The sequence below is a fragment of the Nocardia sp. NPDC060249 genome, from assembly GCF_042728755.1.
Classification (GTDB): domain Bacteria; phylum Actinomycetota; class Actinomycetes; order Mycobacteriales; family Mycobacteriaceae; genus Nocardia.
In genome coordinates, this window is record NZ_JBHXAQ010000007.1 from 334,353 (window position 1) to 350,802 (window position 16,450).

Annotated in this window: 16 protein-coding genes and 1 riboswitch; of the genes, 5 read left to right on the forward strand and 11 right to left on the reverse strand. The window is 67.6% G+C overall.

Annotation, left to right across the window (positions count from 1 at the left end; all coding sequences use genetic code 11):
- Positions 1-20 precede the first annotated feature (20 nt).
- Positions 21-1,217, reverse strand: coding sequence for an MFS transporter (locus ACFWFP_RS24950; RefSeq protein WP_379298808.1), 1,197 nt, complete (start codon positions 1,215-1,217; stop codon positions 21-23).
- A 182-nt stretch (positions 1,218-1,399) separates the two neighbouring features.
- On the opposite strand from ACFWFP_RS24950, the gene ACFWFP_RS24955 reads away from it, so the two are divergent.
- On the forward strand, positions 1,400-3,460 hold the full coding sequence (locus ACFWFP_RS24955) for a prolyl oligopeptidase family protein (RefSeq protein WP_379298810.1): 2,061 nt from the start codon (positions 1,400-1,402) through the stop codon (positions 3,458-3,460).
- A gap of 4 nt (positions 3,461-3,464) precedes the next feature.
- Here ACFWFP_RS24955 and ACFWFP_RS24960 read toward each other — a convergent pair whose 3' ends face one another.
- The 8 genes from ACFWFP_RS24960 to ACFWFP_RS24995 all read right to left on the reverse strand — a co-directional run bounded on the left by ACFWFP_RS24960 (position 3,465) and on the right by ACFWFP_RS24995 (position 11,086).
- Positions 3,465-4,334: an alpha/beta fold hydrolase gene (locus ACFWFP_RS24960; protein ID WP_379298812.1), complete on the reverse strand. Its 870-nt coding sequence runs from the start codon at positions 4,332-4,334 to the stop codon at positions 3,465-3,467.
- On the reverse strand, positions 4,334-4,966 hold the full coding sequence (locus ACFWFP_RS24965) for a TetR/AcrR family transcriptional regulator (protein WP_379298814.1): 633 nt from the start codon (positions 4,964-4,966) through the stop codon (positions 4,334-4,336). The genes ACFWFP_RS24960 and ACFWFP_RS24965 overlap by 1 nt, the downstream gene beginning before the upstream one ends.
- A 333-nt stretch (positions 4,967-5,299) precedes the next feature.
- Positions 5,300-5,896: a peroxidase-related enzyme gene (locus ACFWFP_RS24970; protein WP_379298816.1), complete on the reverse strand. Its 597-nt coding sequence runs from the start codon at positions 5,894-5,896 to the stop codon at positions 5,300-5,302.
- The gene (locus tag ACFWFP_RS24975; RefSeq protein WP_379298818.1) at positions 5,893-6,354 is read right to left on the reverse strand and encodes a hypothetical protein; all 462 of its coding nucleotides are present in this window, start codon (positions 6,352-6,354) and stop codon (positions 5,893-5,895) included. The genes ACFWFP_RS24970 and ACFWFP_RS24975 overlap by 4 nt, the downstream gene beginning before the upstream one ends.
- Positions 6,355-6,442: 88 nt before the next feature.
- The gene (locus ACFWFP_RS24980) at positions 6,443-7,189 is read right to left on the reverse strand and encodes an ABC transporter ATP-binding protein (protein WP_379298820.1); all 747 of its coding nucleotides are present in this window, start codon (positions 7,187-7,189) and stop codon (positions 6,443-6,445) included.
- A 6-nt stretch (positions 7,190-7,195) separates the two neighbouring features.
- On the reverse strand, positions 7,196-8,110 hold the full coding sequence (locus ACFWFP_RS24985; protein WP_379298822.1) for an ABC transporter ATP-binding protein: 915 nt from the start codon (positions 8,108-8,110) through the stop codon (positions 7,196-7,198).
- Positions 8,091-9,926 (reverse strand): ABC transporter permease, encoded by a 1,836-nt coding sequence (locus ACFWFP_RS24990; protein WP_379298824.1) that lies wholly within the window; start codon positions 9,924-9,926, stop codon positions 8,091-8,093. Before ACFWFP_RS24990 ends, ACFWFP_RS24985 begins: the two co-directional genes overlap by 20 nt.
- Entirely contained in the window at positions 9,926-11,086 is a 1,161-nt protein-coding gene (locus tag ACFWFP_RS24995; RefSeq protein WP_379298826.1) for an ABC transporter substrate-binding protein, read from the reverse strand. The genes ACFWFP_RS24990 and ACFWFP_RS24995 overlap by 1 nt, the downstream gene beginning before the upstream one ends.
- A 23-nt stretch (positions 11,087-11,109) precedes the next feature.
- A riboswitch (SAM riboswitch) is annotated at positions 11,110-11,224 on the reverse strand.
- Between the two features lie 724 nt (positions 11,225-11,948).
- Here ACFWFP_RS24995 and ACFWFP_RS25000 point away from each other — a divergent pair.
- Positions 11,949-12,401 (forward strand): SRPBCC family protein, encoded by a 453-nt coding sequence (locus tag ACFWFP_RS25000; protein ID WP_379298828.1) that lies wholly within the window; start codon positions 11,949-11,951, stop codon positions 12,399-12,401.
- Between the two features lie 48 nt (positions 12,402-12,449).
- Here the strand turns inward: ACFWFP_RS25000 and ACFWFP_RS25005 are convergent, their stop codons facing one another.
- Positions 12,450-12,899: a MarR family winged helix-turn-helix transcriptional regulator gene (locus tag ACFWFP_RS25005; RefSeq protein WP_379298830.1), complete on the reverse strand. Its 450-nt coding sequence runs from the start codon at positions 12,897-12,899 to the stop codon at positions 12,450-12,452.
- A 114-nt stretch (positions 12,900-13,013) separates the two neighbouring features.
- Between ACFWFP_RS25005 and ACFWFP_RS25010 the strand changes: the two genes are divergently transcribed.
- Positions 13,014-13,961: an SMP-30/gluconolactonase/LRE family protein gene (locus ACFWFP_RS25010; protein ID WP_379298832.1), complete on the forward strand. Its 948-nt coding sequence runs from the start codon at positions 13,014-13,016 to the stop codon at positions 13,959-13,961.
- Here ACFWFP_RS25010 and ACFWFP_RS25015 read toward each other — a convergent pair.
- Positions 13,948-14,724, reverse strand: a complete 777-nt coding sequence (locus tag ACFWFP_RS25015) for an alpha/beta fold hydrolase (protein WP_379298834.1) — start codon at positions 14,722-14,724, stop codon at positions 13,948-13,950. The two genes, ACFWFP_RS25010 and ACFWFP_RS25015, sit on opposite strands and share 14 nt — an antisense overlap.
- A gap of 71 nt (positions 14,725-14,795) precedes the next feature.
- On the opposite strand from ACFWFP_RS25015, the gene ACFWFP_RS25020 reads away from it, so the two are divergent.
- Both ACFWFP_RS25020 and ACFWFP_RS25025 read left to right on the forward strand, forming a co-directional pair.
- Positions 14,796-15,482 carry a ZIP family metal transporter gene (locus ACFWFP_RS25020; protein ID WP_379298836.1) on the forward strand — a complete coding sequence of 229 codons (687 nt, stop codon included), beginning with the start codon at positions 14,796-14,798 and terminating at the stop codon, positions 15,480-15,482.
- Between the two features lie 154 nt (positions 15,483-15,636).
- Entirely contained in the window at positions 15,637-16,389 is a 753-nt protein-coding gene (locus tag ACFWFP_RS25025) for a DUF6585 family protein (protein WP_379298924.1), read from the forward strand.
- The last annotated feature ends 61 nt before the right edge of the window (positions 16,390-16,450 follow it).

Here is a 16,450-nt window from a genome sequence, read left to right on the forward strand (position 1 = left end):
GATCGAGGTGCGGCGACGCGCTATTCGACGGCGCGCAGTTTCACCGAGGTGTAGACAAGGGCGGCCAGCGCGGTCGCGGCGAGCAACAGCAGCCCGATGGTGTAGCTGTGGCTCGCCTCGTCGTAGGTGATACCCATGATCAGCGGTGGGAAGTAGCCACCGAGACCGCCTGCGGCTGAGACGATTCCGGTGACACTGCCGACGTTGGAACTCGGCGAGCGCCTTGCCACCCAGGCGAAGACGCCGCCGGTGCCGATCCCCAGGAACAGCGCCATCGTGATGAAGGTGGCCGCCGATGCCACGTCGGCGGGCGGTTTGAAAGCCGCGACCACCGCCATCACCGCCGTCCCGGCCAGCGAGGTGACCACGATGTACTTCGGCGCGATCCGGTCCGACAGCGCGCCGCCGATGGGCCGGGCGATCACCGCGGCGAGCGCGAAGGCGGCGGTGCGCGTGCCCGCGTCGACCGCGGAGAACCCGTACACATTCTTGATGTAGGTCGGCAGATACGAACTGAAGGCGACGAAACCGCCGAACACCACCGCGTACAGGAACGACATCTCCCAGGTGACGCCGAGCTTCATCGCGGCGCGCAGCTTGGGCAGCACCGGGTCGGTGTTCGGAGTGAAGTCCGGCGAGTTGCGCATGAACACGATGCACAGCACCGCGGTCACCGCGAGCGCGGCCGCCACGATCAGGTGGGTGGGCAGCAGTCCGAACCAGCGGACGAATCGGGGTGTGAAGAACGCCGACACCGCGGTGCCGACCATGCCCGCACCGAACACGCCGGTCGCGAAGCCCCGCCGGGCAGGCACGTACCAGGAATTCGCGAACGGGATACCGATGGCGAACACGGTGCCCGGAATGCCGAGCAGGAAAGCCGACGCCAGCATCATCGGATAGGACTCGATGCTGCCCGCGATCCCGACCGCGACGACCGGCACGATCGAGGCCAGCGAGACCCCGATGAACATCATCCGGCCGCCGATCCGGTCGGTGAGCGCGCCCGACACGATCCGGCCCAGCGAGCCGACGAGAATCGGCATCGCCACCATGATCGAGGCCGCCATGCTGCTGAGCGCCATCTTGTCGGCGTAGTTCGGCGAGAGCGGGCCGATGAGGTTCCACGCCCAGAAGTTGATGGCCGACACCCAGGTGGCCAAGACGAGGTTGAGGGTCGGGGACCCGGTGCGTACCGCTGTCTGTAGCGAGGTCACCGACTCAGGAGAACACACTGCCCCTACCCTGACCGGGCAACACGCAACAGCACGGCAACCTCGACCGCAACCCGCATCTACCAGGTGTGGGGATGGTGCGCACCGGCCCGATGCCCCGGCATGGCAAACCACAGACCAGCACGGGTGTGACTGCGACCGGCCGCATCGGCAACAATGTGGGGATGAGCGGCGTTGAAGAGAACGTGACCGATCCCTATCTCTGGCTCGAGGACGTGACCGACGAGGGCGCGCTGGACTGGGCGCGCGCCCGCAACGACGTGGTGGGGCGGCGGTTCGCGGCGACCGGCCGATTCGCCGAGATGGAGCGTCGCGTCCTGGCGATGCTCGACGACGACACCAAGATCGCCTATCCCGGCCGGCGGGGGCCGTGGCTGTACAACTTCTGGCGTGATGCCGAGCATCAACGCGGGTTGTGGCGGCGGACCACCTTCGAGTCCTACGCCACCGACACACCCGAGTGGGATGTGCTGATCGACGTCGACGCGCTGGCCGAGGCCGACGGGGAGAACTGGGTCTGGGCGGGCGCCGCGGTCCTGCGGCCTTCGCAGGAGCGCGCCGTCATCCATCTGTCGCGTGGCGGTGCCGACGCGACCGTCGAACGCGAATTCGACCTGACCACAAGACAATTCATCGCGCCCGAGGACGGCGGATTCTTCGTCGCGGAGGCGAAGTCGCGGATCGGCTGGATCGATGCCGACACCGTCTACATCGGCACCGATTTCGGGCCGGGATCGCTCACCGATTCCGGCTACCCACGCATCGCCAAGCGCTGGCGGCGCGGCACCGAATTGTCCGCTGCCGACACGGTGTTCGAGGGCAAGTCGAGCGATGTCTCGATCGGCGCCGGATACGACCGCCACCCCGGCTACGAGCGGCACTACCTGCACCGGTCGACGGACTTCTTCAACAGCGAGGTGTCGCTGCTCGACGACGGGGAGTGGCGCCTGATCGAAACCCCCACCGACGCGGACGTGGACTGGTACCGCGACTGGCTGCTGGTGCGCTTGAAGACCGAGTGGACCCCGGGCGACACCACCTTCGCCCCCGGCAGCCTGCTGGTCACCGATCTGAACGAGTTTCTTTCGGGTGCAAGGGAATTCGAGGTTCTGTTCGCCCCGGATCCGCACACCTCACTGGAATCGTGGGGATGGACCGAGAACCACCTGATCCTGACCACCCTGCACGATGTGCAGACCGGATTCCGCGTGCTCACACCCGGGCCGGACGGCTGGGCGGCCGGCGAGCTCGCCGACTCCCCCGCCATGTCGTCCACCTCGGTGGCCAACCTCGACCCGCTCGAGGGCGGCGACGAGTTCATGCTCACCACCACCGGTTTCACCACGCCGACCACCTTGCTCAGCAGCGCGATCGGCGACACCGCGGTGACCTTGAAGCAGGCCCCCGCCTACTTCGACGCCACCGGCCTCGAGACCGAACAGTTCTTCGCGACCTCCGACGACGGAACCGCGGTGCCCTACTTCGTGATCCGCCATCGCGATCGGCGCGGCACGCCGGGCCCGACGATCATGAACGGCTACGGCGGCTTCGAAATCTCCAAGACTCCGGCCTATCTCGGCTCGGCGGGCATGAACTGGCTCGAACGCGGCGGCACCTACGTGATGACCAATATCCGCGGCGGTGGCGAGTACGGCCCCGAATGGCACACGGCCGCACTGAAAGAGCATCGCCACCGCGCCTTCGAGGACTTCGCCGCCGTCGCACGCGACCTCGTGACCCGCGGCATCACCACCGCGGATCGGCTCGGCGCGATCGGCGGCAGCAACGGCGGCCTGCTGATGGGCGTGATGCTCACCCGCTACCCGGAACTGTTCGGCGCCATCGTCTGCCAGGTGCCGCTGCTGGACATGAAGCGCTATCACCTGCTGCTGGCGGGCGCGTCGTGGGTCGCCGAATACGGTGACCCGGACAAGCCGCAGGAGTGGGCCTACATCAGCGAGTACTCGCCGTATCAGAACACCGACACCGGCAAGCAGTACCCGCCGATCCTGCTCGCCACCTCCACCCGTGACGACCGGGTGCATCCCGGGCACGCGCGAAAGATGGCCGCGCTCCTGGAGTCCCAGGAGCGCACCGTCTGGTACTACGAGAACATCGAGGGCGGTCACGGCGGCGCCGCCGACAACAAGCAGTCGGCGTACCTGTCCGCGCTGGTCTACGAGTTCTTCATCCAGATGCTGATCGAGGGGCGCCGCTCGGCCTGAGGGGTCAGCGGTCGCGCAACCACTTCTCCACCGCGTCGACGGTGGAGTCCGGATCGGTGATCCAGCCGTTGTGCCCGAGGGCCTCCGGCTGGAACCACCGGGTGATCTGCGCGCCGGGCAGTTTGCCCAGCAGATGGTCGGCGGAGGTCTGCGGGGCCAGGTCGTCGCCGGCGACGGTGATCGACAGCACCGGGAACTTCAGCCGCGACATCCGCTCGTCGTAGTCGATATCGGCGCCGACCGGCACGAAGCGCCCGGTACGCGCCAGCCTGGCCCAGTCCGACATGAGAACTTTGGACTGCCTGCCGTAGGCGCGCTTGCCGAGCAGGTCCCCCGGCCAGAACCCGGCCAGGTTCGACGCGACCGCCACCGCCGCCGTGCCCACCAGCACGCCCGGACCGAATACTCCGCGATACCCGCGGAAATACGGTGTGCCGGAGGCGACCAGGATCAGGCCACCGAGCCTGCCGCGCACCCTCGCGGCGTACATCGCCGCGAGCTGGCCGCCCATGCTGTGGCCGAGCAGGTACGGCGTGCTGGCGGGGAATCGGTCGCGCACCGCGGCCAGCATCGCCGGAAAGTCCACCGAGACCAGTTCGTGGTAGCCGTAGGTGCTCTCGGCGTCGGGACGGCGGGTGCTCTCGCTCTGACCCCGCAGTTCGCCGATGGCGACATCGAATCCGCACGCGGCCAGCCGGTGTCCGAAATATTCGTAGAACTCGCCGGGCACGGCCAGACCGGGGAGGATGACCACGACCGCGCGTGGTGCGTCCGGGGTGACCGGATGCCGGTGCGCGCCGGTGGCCGGAATGAGCCGCACCGGCAAGGTGCTGCCGTCGGGTACCTGGATCGGGACGATCTCGACCCGCGCCATCAAGCCCCGACCGCGCCCAGGATCACCCGGCTCAGCACCTTGATCACCTCGTCGAGCGGCGGGCGCGGGTCGCTGCCGCTCCAGCCGTCGACCACGTAGTTCACCGCGCCGATGATGGCGAGCACGCGCAGTTCGTAGTCGCCGGGCGGGATTTCGCCGTGCATGGCCGCGTCCTCGGCGGCGCTGGCCAGCAGCGAACCCCACACGCGGCGCAGTTCCAGGCGGAACTTCTCCACCTTGGGGCCTGCTCCGACCACCTCGACCAACGCGACCCGCGCCTTGCGGGGATCGGTGCCGATCGACTCGACGTAGGCCCGCACGGCCGCGTCGATCTGCTCGAGTACGGTCGCCTCGGACTTGTCCTCGAGCGCGGCAGCCACGGCCTCGCGCGAATGTCGGTCGATCTGCTCGTACAGCTCCAGCAGCAGGGATTCGCGACCGGTGAACTCCTCGTAGAACTGCCGAGACGATAGTCCCGCGTCCTTACAGATCGCACCGACCGAACTGTTGGCGTACCCGTCGCGCGCGAAGACCGTCAGGCCTGACTCCAGAAAACGCGCACGCCGCTGGCGTTGCCGGTCCTCTACGGGTTGCCCGGCATACATTCGTCCCGTATTCGCATCCTGTGACATTGTCGCTGACAATACCGAAGGGCCTGATCCCCTCGTCATGGATCAGGCCCTTCGGCTGCCCATTCGGCCAACCGCGCGTTAGCCGAAAGATGGCTACAGACGGCTCAGTTGCCCGAGCCCTGCACCGAACCGGTGCTCAGCGAGCTGGTGAGCAGTCCGAGCAGCAGGGTCAAGATGTTGCCGTCGCTGCTGTCATCAGTGATGTTGTAAAGCATGTGTCACTCCAAGTCGATGTTTTGTGACTTCGTTGTCACGGGCCATTTGCCGTCTCGGACGATACCCAGACACAATGTGAAGTGGAGGTGTTTTAAAGGAATTTTCTAGAATTTTTTGTCATGGAGCACAAGACACCGGAACTCGGGGCTCGCCCAGACCGAGCATGAGCCGATTCGCCCACGAGAACGAAGCCGTCGACAGCACGAGATCGTGAATATCGGTATCGCCGAATCCGAGTGCGCGCAATCGATCCAGTTCCGCGTGCGCGGGCCGTGGCGGTTGCGCGGCCAGCGCGGCGGTGAAATCGATGATGGCGTCCCAACGTTCGTCGATCCGTACCGTCGTTCCCTCGTCCAGCAGCCGCTGCACGTCATCGACGCGCCGAGACAACTGCGATGTGAAACGTGAGTGTACCGAAGCGCAGTACTCACATCCGTTGAACCGGGAAGTAACCGTCGCGGCGAGCTCACGCTCGGCTCTGATCAGCCCTTCCCTGCTGTAGAAGATGTCCTTGTCGTTGGCGCTGCGCTGGGCGAGCACCTCGGCATTGCGGGCGAGCAGCCGGAAGTAGGGGCTCTCGCCGCGCTGTCCTTCCAGGAGCGGGCGCTGCCGGTCGTCGGCCTCGGCCAGGTCGATCGGCTCGACCCAGGGCGCCCAGTCGAGCTGATCCTGGGTGAAACCGGTGGGGCGAGCGCCGGCCCGAGCCTCGGTCATCGCTGAGCTCCGATCAGGGCGAGGCCTGCCAGCAGACGGACCTGGTAGCTCACGAAGCCGACGAGCTGGGAGACGGTGACGATATCGGCCTCGGTCAGTCCCGCCGCCAGCAGAATGTCGACGTGGACGCGCGTGCTCGTCGCGGGAGCCTCGGTGAGCCGCACAGCGTGGCGCAACGCGGCAGCGAGTGCCGCGTCACCGGCCGAATCCGACTCCGTCCCCGCCCCTTGCGCCAGGGCGAGGTAGTGGGCGGCGAGATCTTTCGCCTCGCCGAGCACGGCCAGGTGGGCGGCGATGGCAGCCAGACGCGCACGGCCGAAGGCAAGACCGGCGGGGCCGTCGAACAGCGCGTCGTGCACGCCCTGCGTGTGCTCGACCACGGCGGGCCTGCGCTGCCGCACGGCGGCGACCCTGGCCGCCGTCTCGGTGCCGAGCACCGCGTCGATGACATCGGTCATGCCGGTCTCCCTTCGGTAGGCCAATCCAGTTGCGGCGCAACCTCGGTGGCGAAGAGTTCGAGGGAACGCGGCACCACGGGCTGATCGCTCACGCGGGCACCTTCCCCAGGTAGGCGTCGCGGATCGCCGGGTTGTCGAGCAGTTCGGTGGCGGTGCCGCGCAGGACGATCCGCCCGCCCTGCAACACGTTTCCGGAGTGGGCGATCGACAGGGCGAGCTCGGCCTGCTGTTCGACGATGAGGATCGCCAGACCCAATTCGGCGTTGAGACGGGCGATCTCGTCGAGCACCCGGTCGACGAACAGCGGCGACAGGCCCATGGTCGGCTCGTCCATGCAGATCAGTCGCGGTTTGCTCATCAATGCCCTGGCGAACGCGAGCATCTGCTGTTCGCCTCCCGAGAGCGTGCCCGCCTGCTGGGTGCGCCGATCCCGCAGACGCGGAAAGTGCTCGTACAGTTCGTTCGCCCGCGTGACGAGCACCGAGCGGCGTTCCTTGCGGATGTAACCACCGACGTAGAGGTTCTCCTCCACCGTCATCGCCGGGAACACCCGCCTTGCCTCGGGTACGGAGGCGAGACCGGCCTTGATGCGGGCCGCGGGCGAGCTGGTGCTCACGTCGACGCCGTCGATGCGGACCGTGCCGGAGGTCGGGCGCAGCAGCCCGAGCGCGGTCTTCATCGTCGTCGACTTGCCGGAGGCATTGCCGCCGAGCAGCGAGACGATCTCGCCGGGGCGCACCGTCAGCGACACCTCGTCCAGTGCCTTCGAGGGCCCGTAATGCACAGTGACATCGTCGAATTCCAGGATCGGTGTGGTCTTCTCGTCAATCGGCACCGGCGGTCACCTAACCTTCTCACCCGGCACGCCCGCGGGCGTGCGTAGTCGGCGTCGGCCGAGGTAGGCCTCGATGACGCGCTCGTCGTGCTGGATCTGTTCCGGCGTGCCCTCGGCGATGACGCGGCCCTCGTCGAGCACGATCACCCGGTCCGAGAGCGCGTTCACCAATTCCAGTTTGTGCTCGACCAGCACGATCGTCTGACCGGCGGCTTTCAGCTCGGCGAGCTGCCTGCCCACCTCGGCGGTCTCGGTCTGGTTCATGCCCGCCGCGGGCTCGTCGAGCAGCAGCACCGTGGGCTCGAGTGCCAGCGCCCTGGCGATCTCGGTGCGGCGGCGGTTGGCATAGGACAGGGTGTAGGCGTTGTGGCCGGCGCGCGGTGTGAGCCGCTCGGCGAAGCGGGCCAGCTGGCCGTCGACCAGGGCGTCGGTGCGACGCCGTTCCGCGCGCACGGCGGGCGTCGGCAGCAGCGCCAGCACGGTCTCCGCTACCAGCGGCACCCAGCGCAGCAACGGAATCCGCGAGAGCCGCTGCCACGGCCGCCCCGCGGTGATGGTGGTGTGCAAGCCGATCTCGACGTTCTCGCGCACCGTGAGGCTGCCGAACACGCGGCCGTTCTGGAAGGTCCGCGCGATACCCGCACGGGCGGCCGCCTCCTGTGAACCGGGGCGCAACCGCTTGCCCGCGACCTCGACCTGTCCCGCGTCGGGGCGCAGCACGCCCGAGACGAGGTTCACGGTCGTCGTCTTACCCGACCCGTTCGGACCGATGATCGAGACGAATTCGCCCGTGGCTACGGCCAATTCGATGCCGTCGACCGCGCGCACACCGCCGAAGGACTTGCGCAGACCGCGCACGGCCAAGACGGGAACACCTGGTTCGCTCGGCGACGAAGCGGTGTCATCGAAGGACGGGGACACGTTCACTCCTCACCAGAACGCCCTGCGGCCGGAACCGGATGATCAGCAGCAGCACCACGCCGTAGAGCAGGATGCGGGCTTCCGGTGCCAGCCGCAGCGCCTCGGGAACACCGATCAGCACCGCCGCCCCCAGCACCGCGCCGTAGGGCGAACCGGTGCCGCCGAGCACGAGGATGGTGACGATCAGCAGGGACATGGGCAGGTTGAACACGGTCGGGTCGATGTAGCTGTACTGGTGCGCCAGCAGCGCGCCCGCGATGCCGGAGAACAGCGCGCTGATCGCGAAAGCCAGCGCCTTGTAGTCGCGCACGGGGATGCCCGAGGACCGCGCGGCCACCTCGTCGGCACCGACGGCACGCAGGGCTGTGCCGAGCCGGGACCGCTGCACCCCGACGACCACCGCGAGGGCGATCGCCAGGAACACCAGCTCGAGCAGGAACACCTCGGTGTTCTCGGTGAACTCGTGGCCGAGGATGCTCGGCACGGGAATACCGAAGATGCCGTAGCTGCCGCGAGTCACCGACTCCCAGTTGCGGATCACCGCCACGATCACGATGCCGATGCCGAGCGTGGCGATCGCGACATAGTGCCCGTTGAGGTTCCACAGCGGCGCAGCCAGAATCGAGGAGATGATCGCGGCCAGCACCCCACCCGCGAGCGCGGCGGCCAGGAAGGGCCAGTCGTGGTTCACCGTGAGGATCGCCGAGGTGTAGGCGCCGATCGCGATCGGCCCGGCCTGCCCGATCACCAACTGGCCTGCCGAACCGGCGACCAGCGTCATCGAGACCGCGATGATGGCGTAGGCCAGGATCTGAGTGCCGACCACGATGGCGTAGTTGTTCGCGACCAGCGGCACAACCAGCGCCGCCACCGCGAACACCGCCACCGCGTGCCACCAGCGCACCCTGAGCCGGCGGCCGACGCCCAGGTAGGTGCCGGTGAGCGGTTCGGCGCTGATCGCGGGCACCTTGGCCAGCAGGCCACCCGGCCGGAGCACCAGGAACGCCACCAGCACACCGAAGGTGATCAGGTCGCGGTAGCCGTCGCCGAAGGTGTAGATGCCGACGGCCTCCACGATGCCGAGGGCGAACCCACCGATCACCGCGCCGGGGATGGAACCGAGACCACCGATGGTGGCCGCGACGAACCCGGTCAGCCCCGCGAGGGTGCCGCTGGTCGGGGAGATGTTCGAGTTGTACAGCCCGACGAAGATTCCCGCGAGACCGCCGAGCCCGGAGGCGATCGCGAAGGCCAGCACCTGGATGCGCGAGACACCGATGCCCATCTGCGCGGCGGCGTCCGGGTCCTGCGCGGTGGCGCGAATGGCGAGGCCGTAGCGGCTGAACCGCAGGAACCCGGCCAGGCCGAGCATGACCACCAGGGTGATCGCGAACATCACCAGATCGGAGGTGCCGAAGCGGACGCCGCCGAGCTGGAAGTTGTTGGTGGGCAGCACTTGTGGAAACGGCCGGGTTTCGGGACCGAAGACGATCTGGGTCAGGTTCTCGATGATCAGTCCGGCCGCCACCGTGGCGAGCAGCGCCGCGATGGCGGGCGCCTTGCGCAGCGGATGCACTGCCAGCAGGTCGATTCCGATGCCGACGGCGGCGGTGATCGCGACCACCAGCACGATGGTCAGCCATAGCGGCAGACCCTGCTCGGCGATGAACCACCAGCCCAGGATCGAGCCGAGGGCGAACACCGCGCCGTGCGCGAAGTTGATGACATTGGTGACGCCGAAGATGAGCGTGATGCCCACGGCGAGCAGCGCGTACGCGTTGCCGTGGACCACACCGGCGATGAGCGTGTCGAGCATCAGCGGTTGCCGGTCGGCACGAACTTGCCTTCCTTCAGCACCAGTTCACGCGGGGACACACCCTTCGGACGCCGCGATTGCTGGTCGAAAGCGAAAGTGCCCAGGCCGATTCCGGTGAACTGCGTCTCGGTCTTCAGTCCTTCGAGGACGCCCTCGCGGGTGGCGCCGCCCTTCTTCGCCGCCTGCACCACGACGGTGAGCGCGTCGTAGGCGTAGACATTGAAATCGCCGGGATCGGTGTTGAACTTCTTGCGGAACTTCGTGACGAAGTCCTGGATCTTCGGATCCGGGTCGGCCGGGCTGAAGATGCCGTTCACGATGTCGCCCTCGGCCGCCGCGCCCGCCAGCGAGATGAACTGCGGTGTGTTCTGGCCGCCGAAGAACTGGCCGGAGAAGCCGACGTCGCGCAGCTGCTTGACCACCAGCGCGCCGTCGGGACCGTAGCCCAGGTGCACGAACGCCTCGGGGTTGGCCTCGCGGCCCTTGATCAGGATCGGCTTCACATCGGTGGAGTCGGGCAGGATCGGCGAGGAGTAGACGATCTCCACGCCCTTCTCCTTCGCGAACTTCTCGAAGAAGCCGAACGCCTGCTTGCCCCAGTCGGTTTCGAGATAGACGACCGAGACCTTCTTCGCCTTCTTCGACACCCATTCGGCATTGCGTTCCTGGAAGACGTCGAGGGTGATCGACGGGCTCCACGAATAGTCGCCCGCCTTGGTGAAATCGACCGAGGAGTTAGTGAAGCCGTACTGAACGAGCTTGCCGCGGTTATAGATCGGCGACGCGGCGATCGAGGCAGGCGAGGAGAAGTCGCCGAGTTCGGCGATCACCGATTTGTCGTCGACGAATTTGGTGGCGATCGGGACGGTCTGTTTGGGATCGGATTGCGAATCCTCCCACTTCAATTCGACCTTGCGGCCGTTGATGCCGCCTGCCGCGTTGATCTCGTCCAGCGCGAGGTCGAAGCCCTGCTGCCACAGGCGGCCGTACTCCGCCGACGGTCCGGTTCGCGGACCGGAAACACCGAAATACACCGTGCCACTGCCGGAGTCGGCACCGGTATCGCTGCAGCCGACCACCGCGGCAGCGACGCCGACTACGGCGAGAGCGCCCGCCACGATCTTGAAACGACGCCGCGAACCGACCGAGAACTTACTCATTGCTGATTTTCCTTCGAGCTTGAATACAGCGCTTGCGCTATCTGTGCGATATCGCCTGGTCGTCACCCGGGGCACCCCACCGCAAGCGAGGGTTGCCGATCAGCGAGCCGGGGCTCGACAGTGCTGATACTCGTGACCGTGGGCCGAAATCTAGCAGCGAATTCGCGTGTATCCGTCGCACCTTCCGGGTATCCGATACGACTGTTGGACAGTCGGATACGGCACTAGCTGCGGTGATCCGCGAGGCGCCGTTTTGCGATCAGCTCGAGACAAAGACCACGCCCGGTGAACTCCGATCAGCGCAGGGTGCGACAAATCATTGTCGGCGAGCGCCGGGCGCGGTATTCCTGTTCCTATGACCACTGTGCTGAGCGGCGGGCTCGAACTCGCAGGCGACTACTGAAACGGCGGACCGGGGGTGAGCGCCGACGGGCAGAACAGTCGCAACGATCTGTGTCGTAGGGATTCTCGTCGGCGCGCAGCTGTGCGCGGTGCCGGGCGACTCGGCCACGGCACCGGACACCGGCCGCGCCGCGGCGTCCTGGACAACCACTGCTTTCGGGCTCGCCTACAGAACAGGCCCTCCGGCCCCCGGCCCGCTGCCGGGTTCGCGGAGACACCGCCCGCTGAGCATCGGGGGTCCGGCGGCGACGGCCTTGTCCGCCCCTGTGGTGATCGCGGCGCCGAGTTCGAGCACGGCCCTCGCCGCGAGGGGTCCGCCTCCTCGATGCGCGCGCCGCGCTCGGTTCTGTGCTGCCTCCGCCGCCGGGCCCGGGCCTTTCGCGTCACCATACGGAACCTGCCTCTCGGCCGGTGCCTATGCTGAGCGTGACAGTCCGTCACGTATAACCCGGAGGCAACGTTGCCGAACAACCTCGAAGCCAGCATCGACATCGCCGCACCGCCGGAGAAGGTCTGGTCGGTACTCGCCGATCTGCGCCGCATGTCCGAGCTCAGTCCGACAACCCTGAAGATGGTCGCGCTCGGTGGCGTCCGCGACGGCGCTTTCACCGTCAACGTCAACAAGGTGGGCTGGAAGGTCTATCCGACCACCTCGCGGATCGTGCGCTTCGAGCCGAACCGGGCGCTGGCGTTCCGGATGAACGAGAACCGCACGGTCTGGGCCTACGAGCTCGAGCCGACCGCCACCGGCACCCGGGTCGTCGAAACGCGCACCGTCGACGCCAAGGGCCTGCCCGGCTGGCTGCGGGGAACGATCAAGGTCGCCATGGGCGGCGAGGAGAAGTTCGAGGCCGACCTGGTCTCGGGGATGCGGGAGACGCTGAGCAAGGTGAAGGTCGCCGCCGAGCGCTGACCCGATCCACACCTGAGCCCGCCGGAACTTTCCGGCGGGCTTTTTTCGTCACGGCAGGTTGTCGCGGATCTCGTCGAGTGCCTGTGCGCTGCGCGTGAGCAGTTCCTGCACCGCCGCCAGTTCGGCCTCGGTGAATCGCTCGGCCAGGGTGCGCTCCACCGCGATCGCGCGGGTGTCGGCATCGGCCATCACCGAGCGTCCCGCCTCGGTCAGGCGGGTTTCCAGCACGTTCTTGTGCCACTCGTGCGGGGTCCGATCCACCAGGCCGCGCTCCTGCAGGTTGGTCAGGACGGTGTTCATCGTCGGCGGGGTGACGCCCGCCAGCCGGGCCAGGGCGGCGGCCGAGATGCCGGGGTTCTCGGCGAGGTGCAGCAACGCGCTGTACTGCGCAACGGTCAGCCCGGCCGGTTTCAGCGCGGCAGTCTTGGTCGCGATCAGGGCTTGCTCGGCGCGCTTGATATACGAGCCGAGCCTCTCGGCGGCGGGCATGGACGTCATGGGTGCATGGTATCCGCCCATCACTTCATAACTCCCTTGACGATCATAACGACTCTAATTTACATTACTGCCTATTGCTTGATGTTCAGCATTACATCACTGAGAGGCTTCATCATGTTGCGAACCATCGCCGTCGCCACCGCGTGCCTGGCCCTGACCGCGTGCGGGACCTCGCCTGCCACACCCACGCTGAGCACGGCCTACGAACTGCCGGGCACCGCCGTCTATCCCGAGGGCATCGGCCTGGACGCGCGCAACGGGGACACCTATGTCGGGTCGTTCGCGGATGGAACCGTGTATCGGGCGACAGCCGACGCCTCGCGCGCGGAGGTGTTCCTGCCCGCGGGCGCCGACGGCAGGAAGACGGCGAACGGTGTGAAGGTCGACCGCACCGGCCGGCTGTGGGTGATCGATTCCGGTGCGGGCGTGAGTGTCTACGACACCGGGTCACGCGCGCTGCTCGCGAAGTTCGACGTACCCGGTGACGCAGCACGTTTCGTCAACGACCTCGATTTCGGGGCCGATGGGTCCGCCTACCTGACCGACAGCGTGCGCAATGTCGTCTACCGAGCGGTCATCGGTTCCGGTAGTGACGAATTGAGCGTGGCCTACGATCTGACCGCCACGCTCGGACCGCGCGACCCGACGGTGTTCGAGCTCAACGGAATTGTCGCCGACCCCGGCGGGACGTATCTGATCGTCGTCGCCATGTCAGCGGCCGAGCTGTACCGCATCGACCTCACCGGCGGCCCGGCATCGATCCGAAAAATCGCGCTGACCGGTGGCGATGCGCGCCACGGCGACGGATTGGACCTGCGCGGGGACACCCTGTGGATAGTTCACAACCTCGACAACACCATCAGCCGCTGGACCCTCGCCGACAACGGCGCCACCGCCACCCGCACCGGCGAATTCCACGATCCGGCGCTGAATGTTCCGACGACGATGGCGCATTCGGGCGAGCGGGCACTGATCGTGTCCTCACAGTTCGACAAGGGCGGACCACTCGGGGCGCAGGGCACACCGGGGCCGTTCGTGGTTTCCGCCGTCAGTGGGATCTGATGAATTCGCCCAGCACCGACACGAACTCGTCCGGTTGCTCCACCTGGGGCGAATGGCCCGCGTGTTCGACGAGGTGGGTGTCGGCGCCCGCCGCGGCGAAGCGGGCGAGCGTTTCGGTGCTGTCGTAGAGGGTGTCGTGCCGACCGTGGACGGCGAGGACGGGCTGGTCGAGGGCTTGCGCGCGGATGTCGAGCGGGGCGGCCGCGAAGTCGGCGGCACGGCCGCCCACCGCGTAGGCGAGGCCGCCGGGCAGAGCGGTGCGGAAGTCGCGGACCAGCGCTTCGGCCAGGCCGGGCGCGGAGTCGTAGCGGAATCGGGGCGCGAAGACCGACCGGTTCGCCAGCCGGATCACCGGTCCGGGTGTCCACCGTTGCGCCAAGCGCACCGACCACGGACGAACCACCCATCTCGCGGCGGTCGGGATGCTCGCGGCCCGGTAGTCCGGGGCCTGGCCCACGACCACGACGCGAGCCACCCGGCGCGACGCGGCGGCGAGTTCCAGCGCGATCTCGGCGCCGAACGAGTGGCCGACCACCGTCACATCGGTGAGGTCGAGATCGTTCATGAGCGCGACGATCGGCGCGGTGCGGGCCGCGGCGGTGAAGTCGCCGTCGGCGCCCAGGTCGTGCATGTCCACCCGGATCACGCGGAAGTTCGCGACCATCCGCTCGGCGACCGCGGCGAACCAGTCCACCGAGCCGGGGATGCCGTGCAGGAACACGATCGCCGGTGCGGTGGGTTCGCCTTCGTCGACAACCAACACGTCAACCACCCTAGTCGGCGCGGACGCGGACCGTTGCGCCGTCCTCGGCGACAGCCGAATAGGCTCAGGCCATGTCTACCGTCCTGCTCTACGGCCTCGGAACCGCGGTCCCGCTGCTGATCGGGGTGGCGGTGGGGCTGCGGTGGACGCTGCCGAAAGCCGTGCTCGCCGCGATGATGGCGTTCGGCGCGGGCACGATGATCGCGGCGATATCGGAGGAGCTCTTCGCGCCCGCCTTCCACCGCGACGGCGCACTGGTCGCCGGCACGGCGCTGTTCGCCGGTGCGGGGGTCTACGTGGTGGCCAACCATCTCATCGAGAACAAGCTGGGGCCCGCCGCGATCGGCTGGGCGTTGCTGCTCGGGACCGTGCTCGACGGTGTACCGGAGAACCTCGCACTGGGCGTATCCCTCAGTGGCGGAGGCGGATTGGTGCTGGTGGTCGCGATCGCGGCGGGCAATGTGCCCGAAGCTGTGAGCGGGGCGGTCCTCATGCGCGAGCAGCACGGGTTCGAGGCGGGCCGGACCTTCGCGCTGTGGGCGGTGACGGCCGCGGTGCTCGTCGCGGTGACGGTGCTGGGAAACGCTTACGCCGACTCGGTTTCGCCGACCGCGATCAGCGCGGTCCAAGCGTTCGCGGGCGGCGCCACGATCGCGGTGCTGGCCGACTCCCTCATCCCCGAGGCCTACCGCGAAGGCGGCTGGTGGGTCGGAATGGCAACCGCGGCAGGATTCTTCGTCGCTTTCGCCATCGGCTGAGCCATTCCGCCCGGTCGCGGCCAGGATTTCAGTCCCGTACCGGTGGCAATATTCCGCCGGTTCGCATACGCTTCGCCGCGGATGAAAACGCCTCATGGAGGGACGAGTGATCACTCCGAACAGGCCGGAGGACGTAGCCGATGCTCGGCACACAGTGCCGTTGACCCAACTGATACACCTGATGGCGGAGTATCAGCATCTCGGCGCGCACCGTGACACCTTTCTCGCCACCCCCGCCGACGACACCTTCGTGCGCGGCTGCGGCATCGTCGCGGGCTGTATCGCCACCATCGGCATCATCGTCGCGGCCGTCGGCGGATGGCAAGGCGGAGTGGCACTACTCGTGATCGCCGCCGCGCCCGTCCTGCTCGCGCTGCGCCGCGGGGTGATCAACCGGCAGAACCGCGCCGCCCGCATCGACCTGTTCGACCAGGGCGTCACCGTCTACCGCTCGGGTCAGCGGGTGGCCGGATTCCGGTGGGACAGTACCGAAGTGCGTCAGCACGCGATCCCCTTCCACGACACCACCCCCGTCTCCTACCTGCTGGAGCTGTCGGGTCCCGGCGGTGTCGAAGCGACCGTCGACGAAGAGGGTTTCGCCCGCGCCCGCGAATGGGCCCGCGCTATCCAATCCGCCGTCACCGCAACCCAGCTCCCCGCCGCGGTAGCCGCCATCGACAACGGCGAAACCGTCCCCTTCGGCGAGCTCTCCCTCTCCCTCGACGCCCTCATCTTCCGCGGCGAAGCCCTGTCCTGGGAAGACATCCAGCTCATCGACGCCCGCAGCGGCCACATCCGCATCAAACTCTCCGGCATGTGGATGTCGCTGGCCCCCGTCGGCACCATCCCCAACTTCTACATCTTCAACGAACTGGCCGAACGCCTGCGATTGACCCCGGTCGCCTGACCTCCCGCGCGCGGGTCGGTTCACAACAGCGCCGTTCACTCCCCCTTTTAATGCCGAAGGC

What these genes read in the sequence shown, in the direction of transcription:
- ACFWFP_RS24965 (WP_379298814.1), bottom strand. Translation starts at nt 4,966, where the DNA reads ATGTCACAGGATGCGAATACGGGACGAATGTATGCCGGGCAACCCGTA.
- ACFWFP_RS25010 (WP_379298832.1), top strand. Translation starts at nt 13,014, where the DNA reads ATGTTGCGAACCATCGCCGTCGCCACCGCGTGCCTGGCCCTGACCGCG.
- ACFWFP_RS24970 (WP_379298816.1), bottom strand. Translation starts at nt 5,896, where the DNA reads ATGACCGAGGCTCGGGCCGGCGCTCGCCCCACCGGTTTCACCCAGGAT.
- ACFWFP_RS25020 (WP_379298836.1), top strand. Translation starts at nt 14,796, where the DNA reads ATGTCTACCGTCCTGCTCTACGGCCTCGGAACCGCGGTCCCGCTGCTG.
- ACFWFP_RS24975 (WP_379298818.1), bottom strand. Translation starts at nt 6,354, where the DNA reads ATGACCGATGTCATCGACGCGGTGCTCGGCACCGAGACGGCGGCCAGG.
- ACFWFP_RS25005 (WP_379298830.1), bottom strand. Translation starts at nt 12,899, where the DNA reads ATGACGTCCATGCCCGCCGCCGAGAGGCTCGGCTCGTATATCAAGCGC.
- ACFWFP_RS24990 (WP_379298824.1), bottom strand. Translation starts at nt 9,926, where the DNA reads ATGCTCGACACGCTCATCGCCGGTGTGGTCCACGGCAACGCGTACGCG.
- ACFWFP_RS24960 (WP_379298812.1), bottom strand. Translation starts at nt 4,334, where the DNA reads ATGGCGCGGGTCGAGATCGTCCCGATCCAGGTACCCGACGGCAGCACC.
- ACFWFP_RS24995 (WP_379298826.1), bottom strand. Translation starts at nt 11,086, where the DNA reads ATGAGTAAGTTCTCGGTCGGTTCGCGGCGTCGTTTCAAGATCGTGGCG.
- ACFWFP_RS24955 (WP_379298810.1), top strand. Translation starts at nt 1,400, where the DNA reads ATGAGCGGCGTTGAAGAGAACGTGACCGATCCCTATCTCTGGCTCGAG.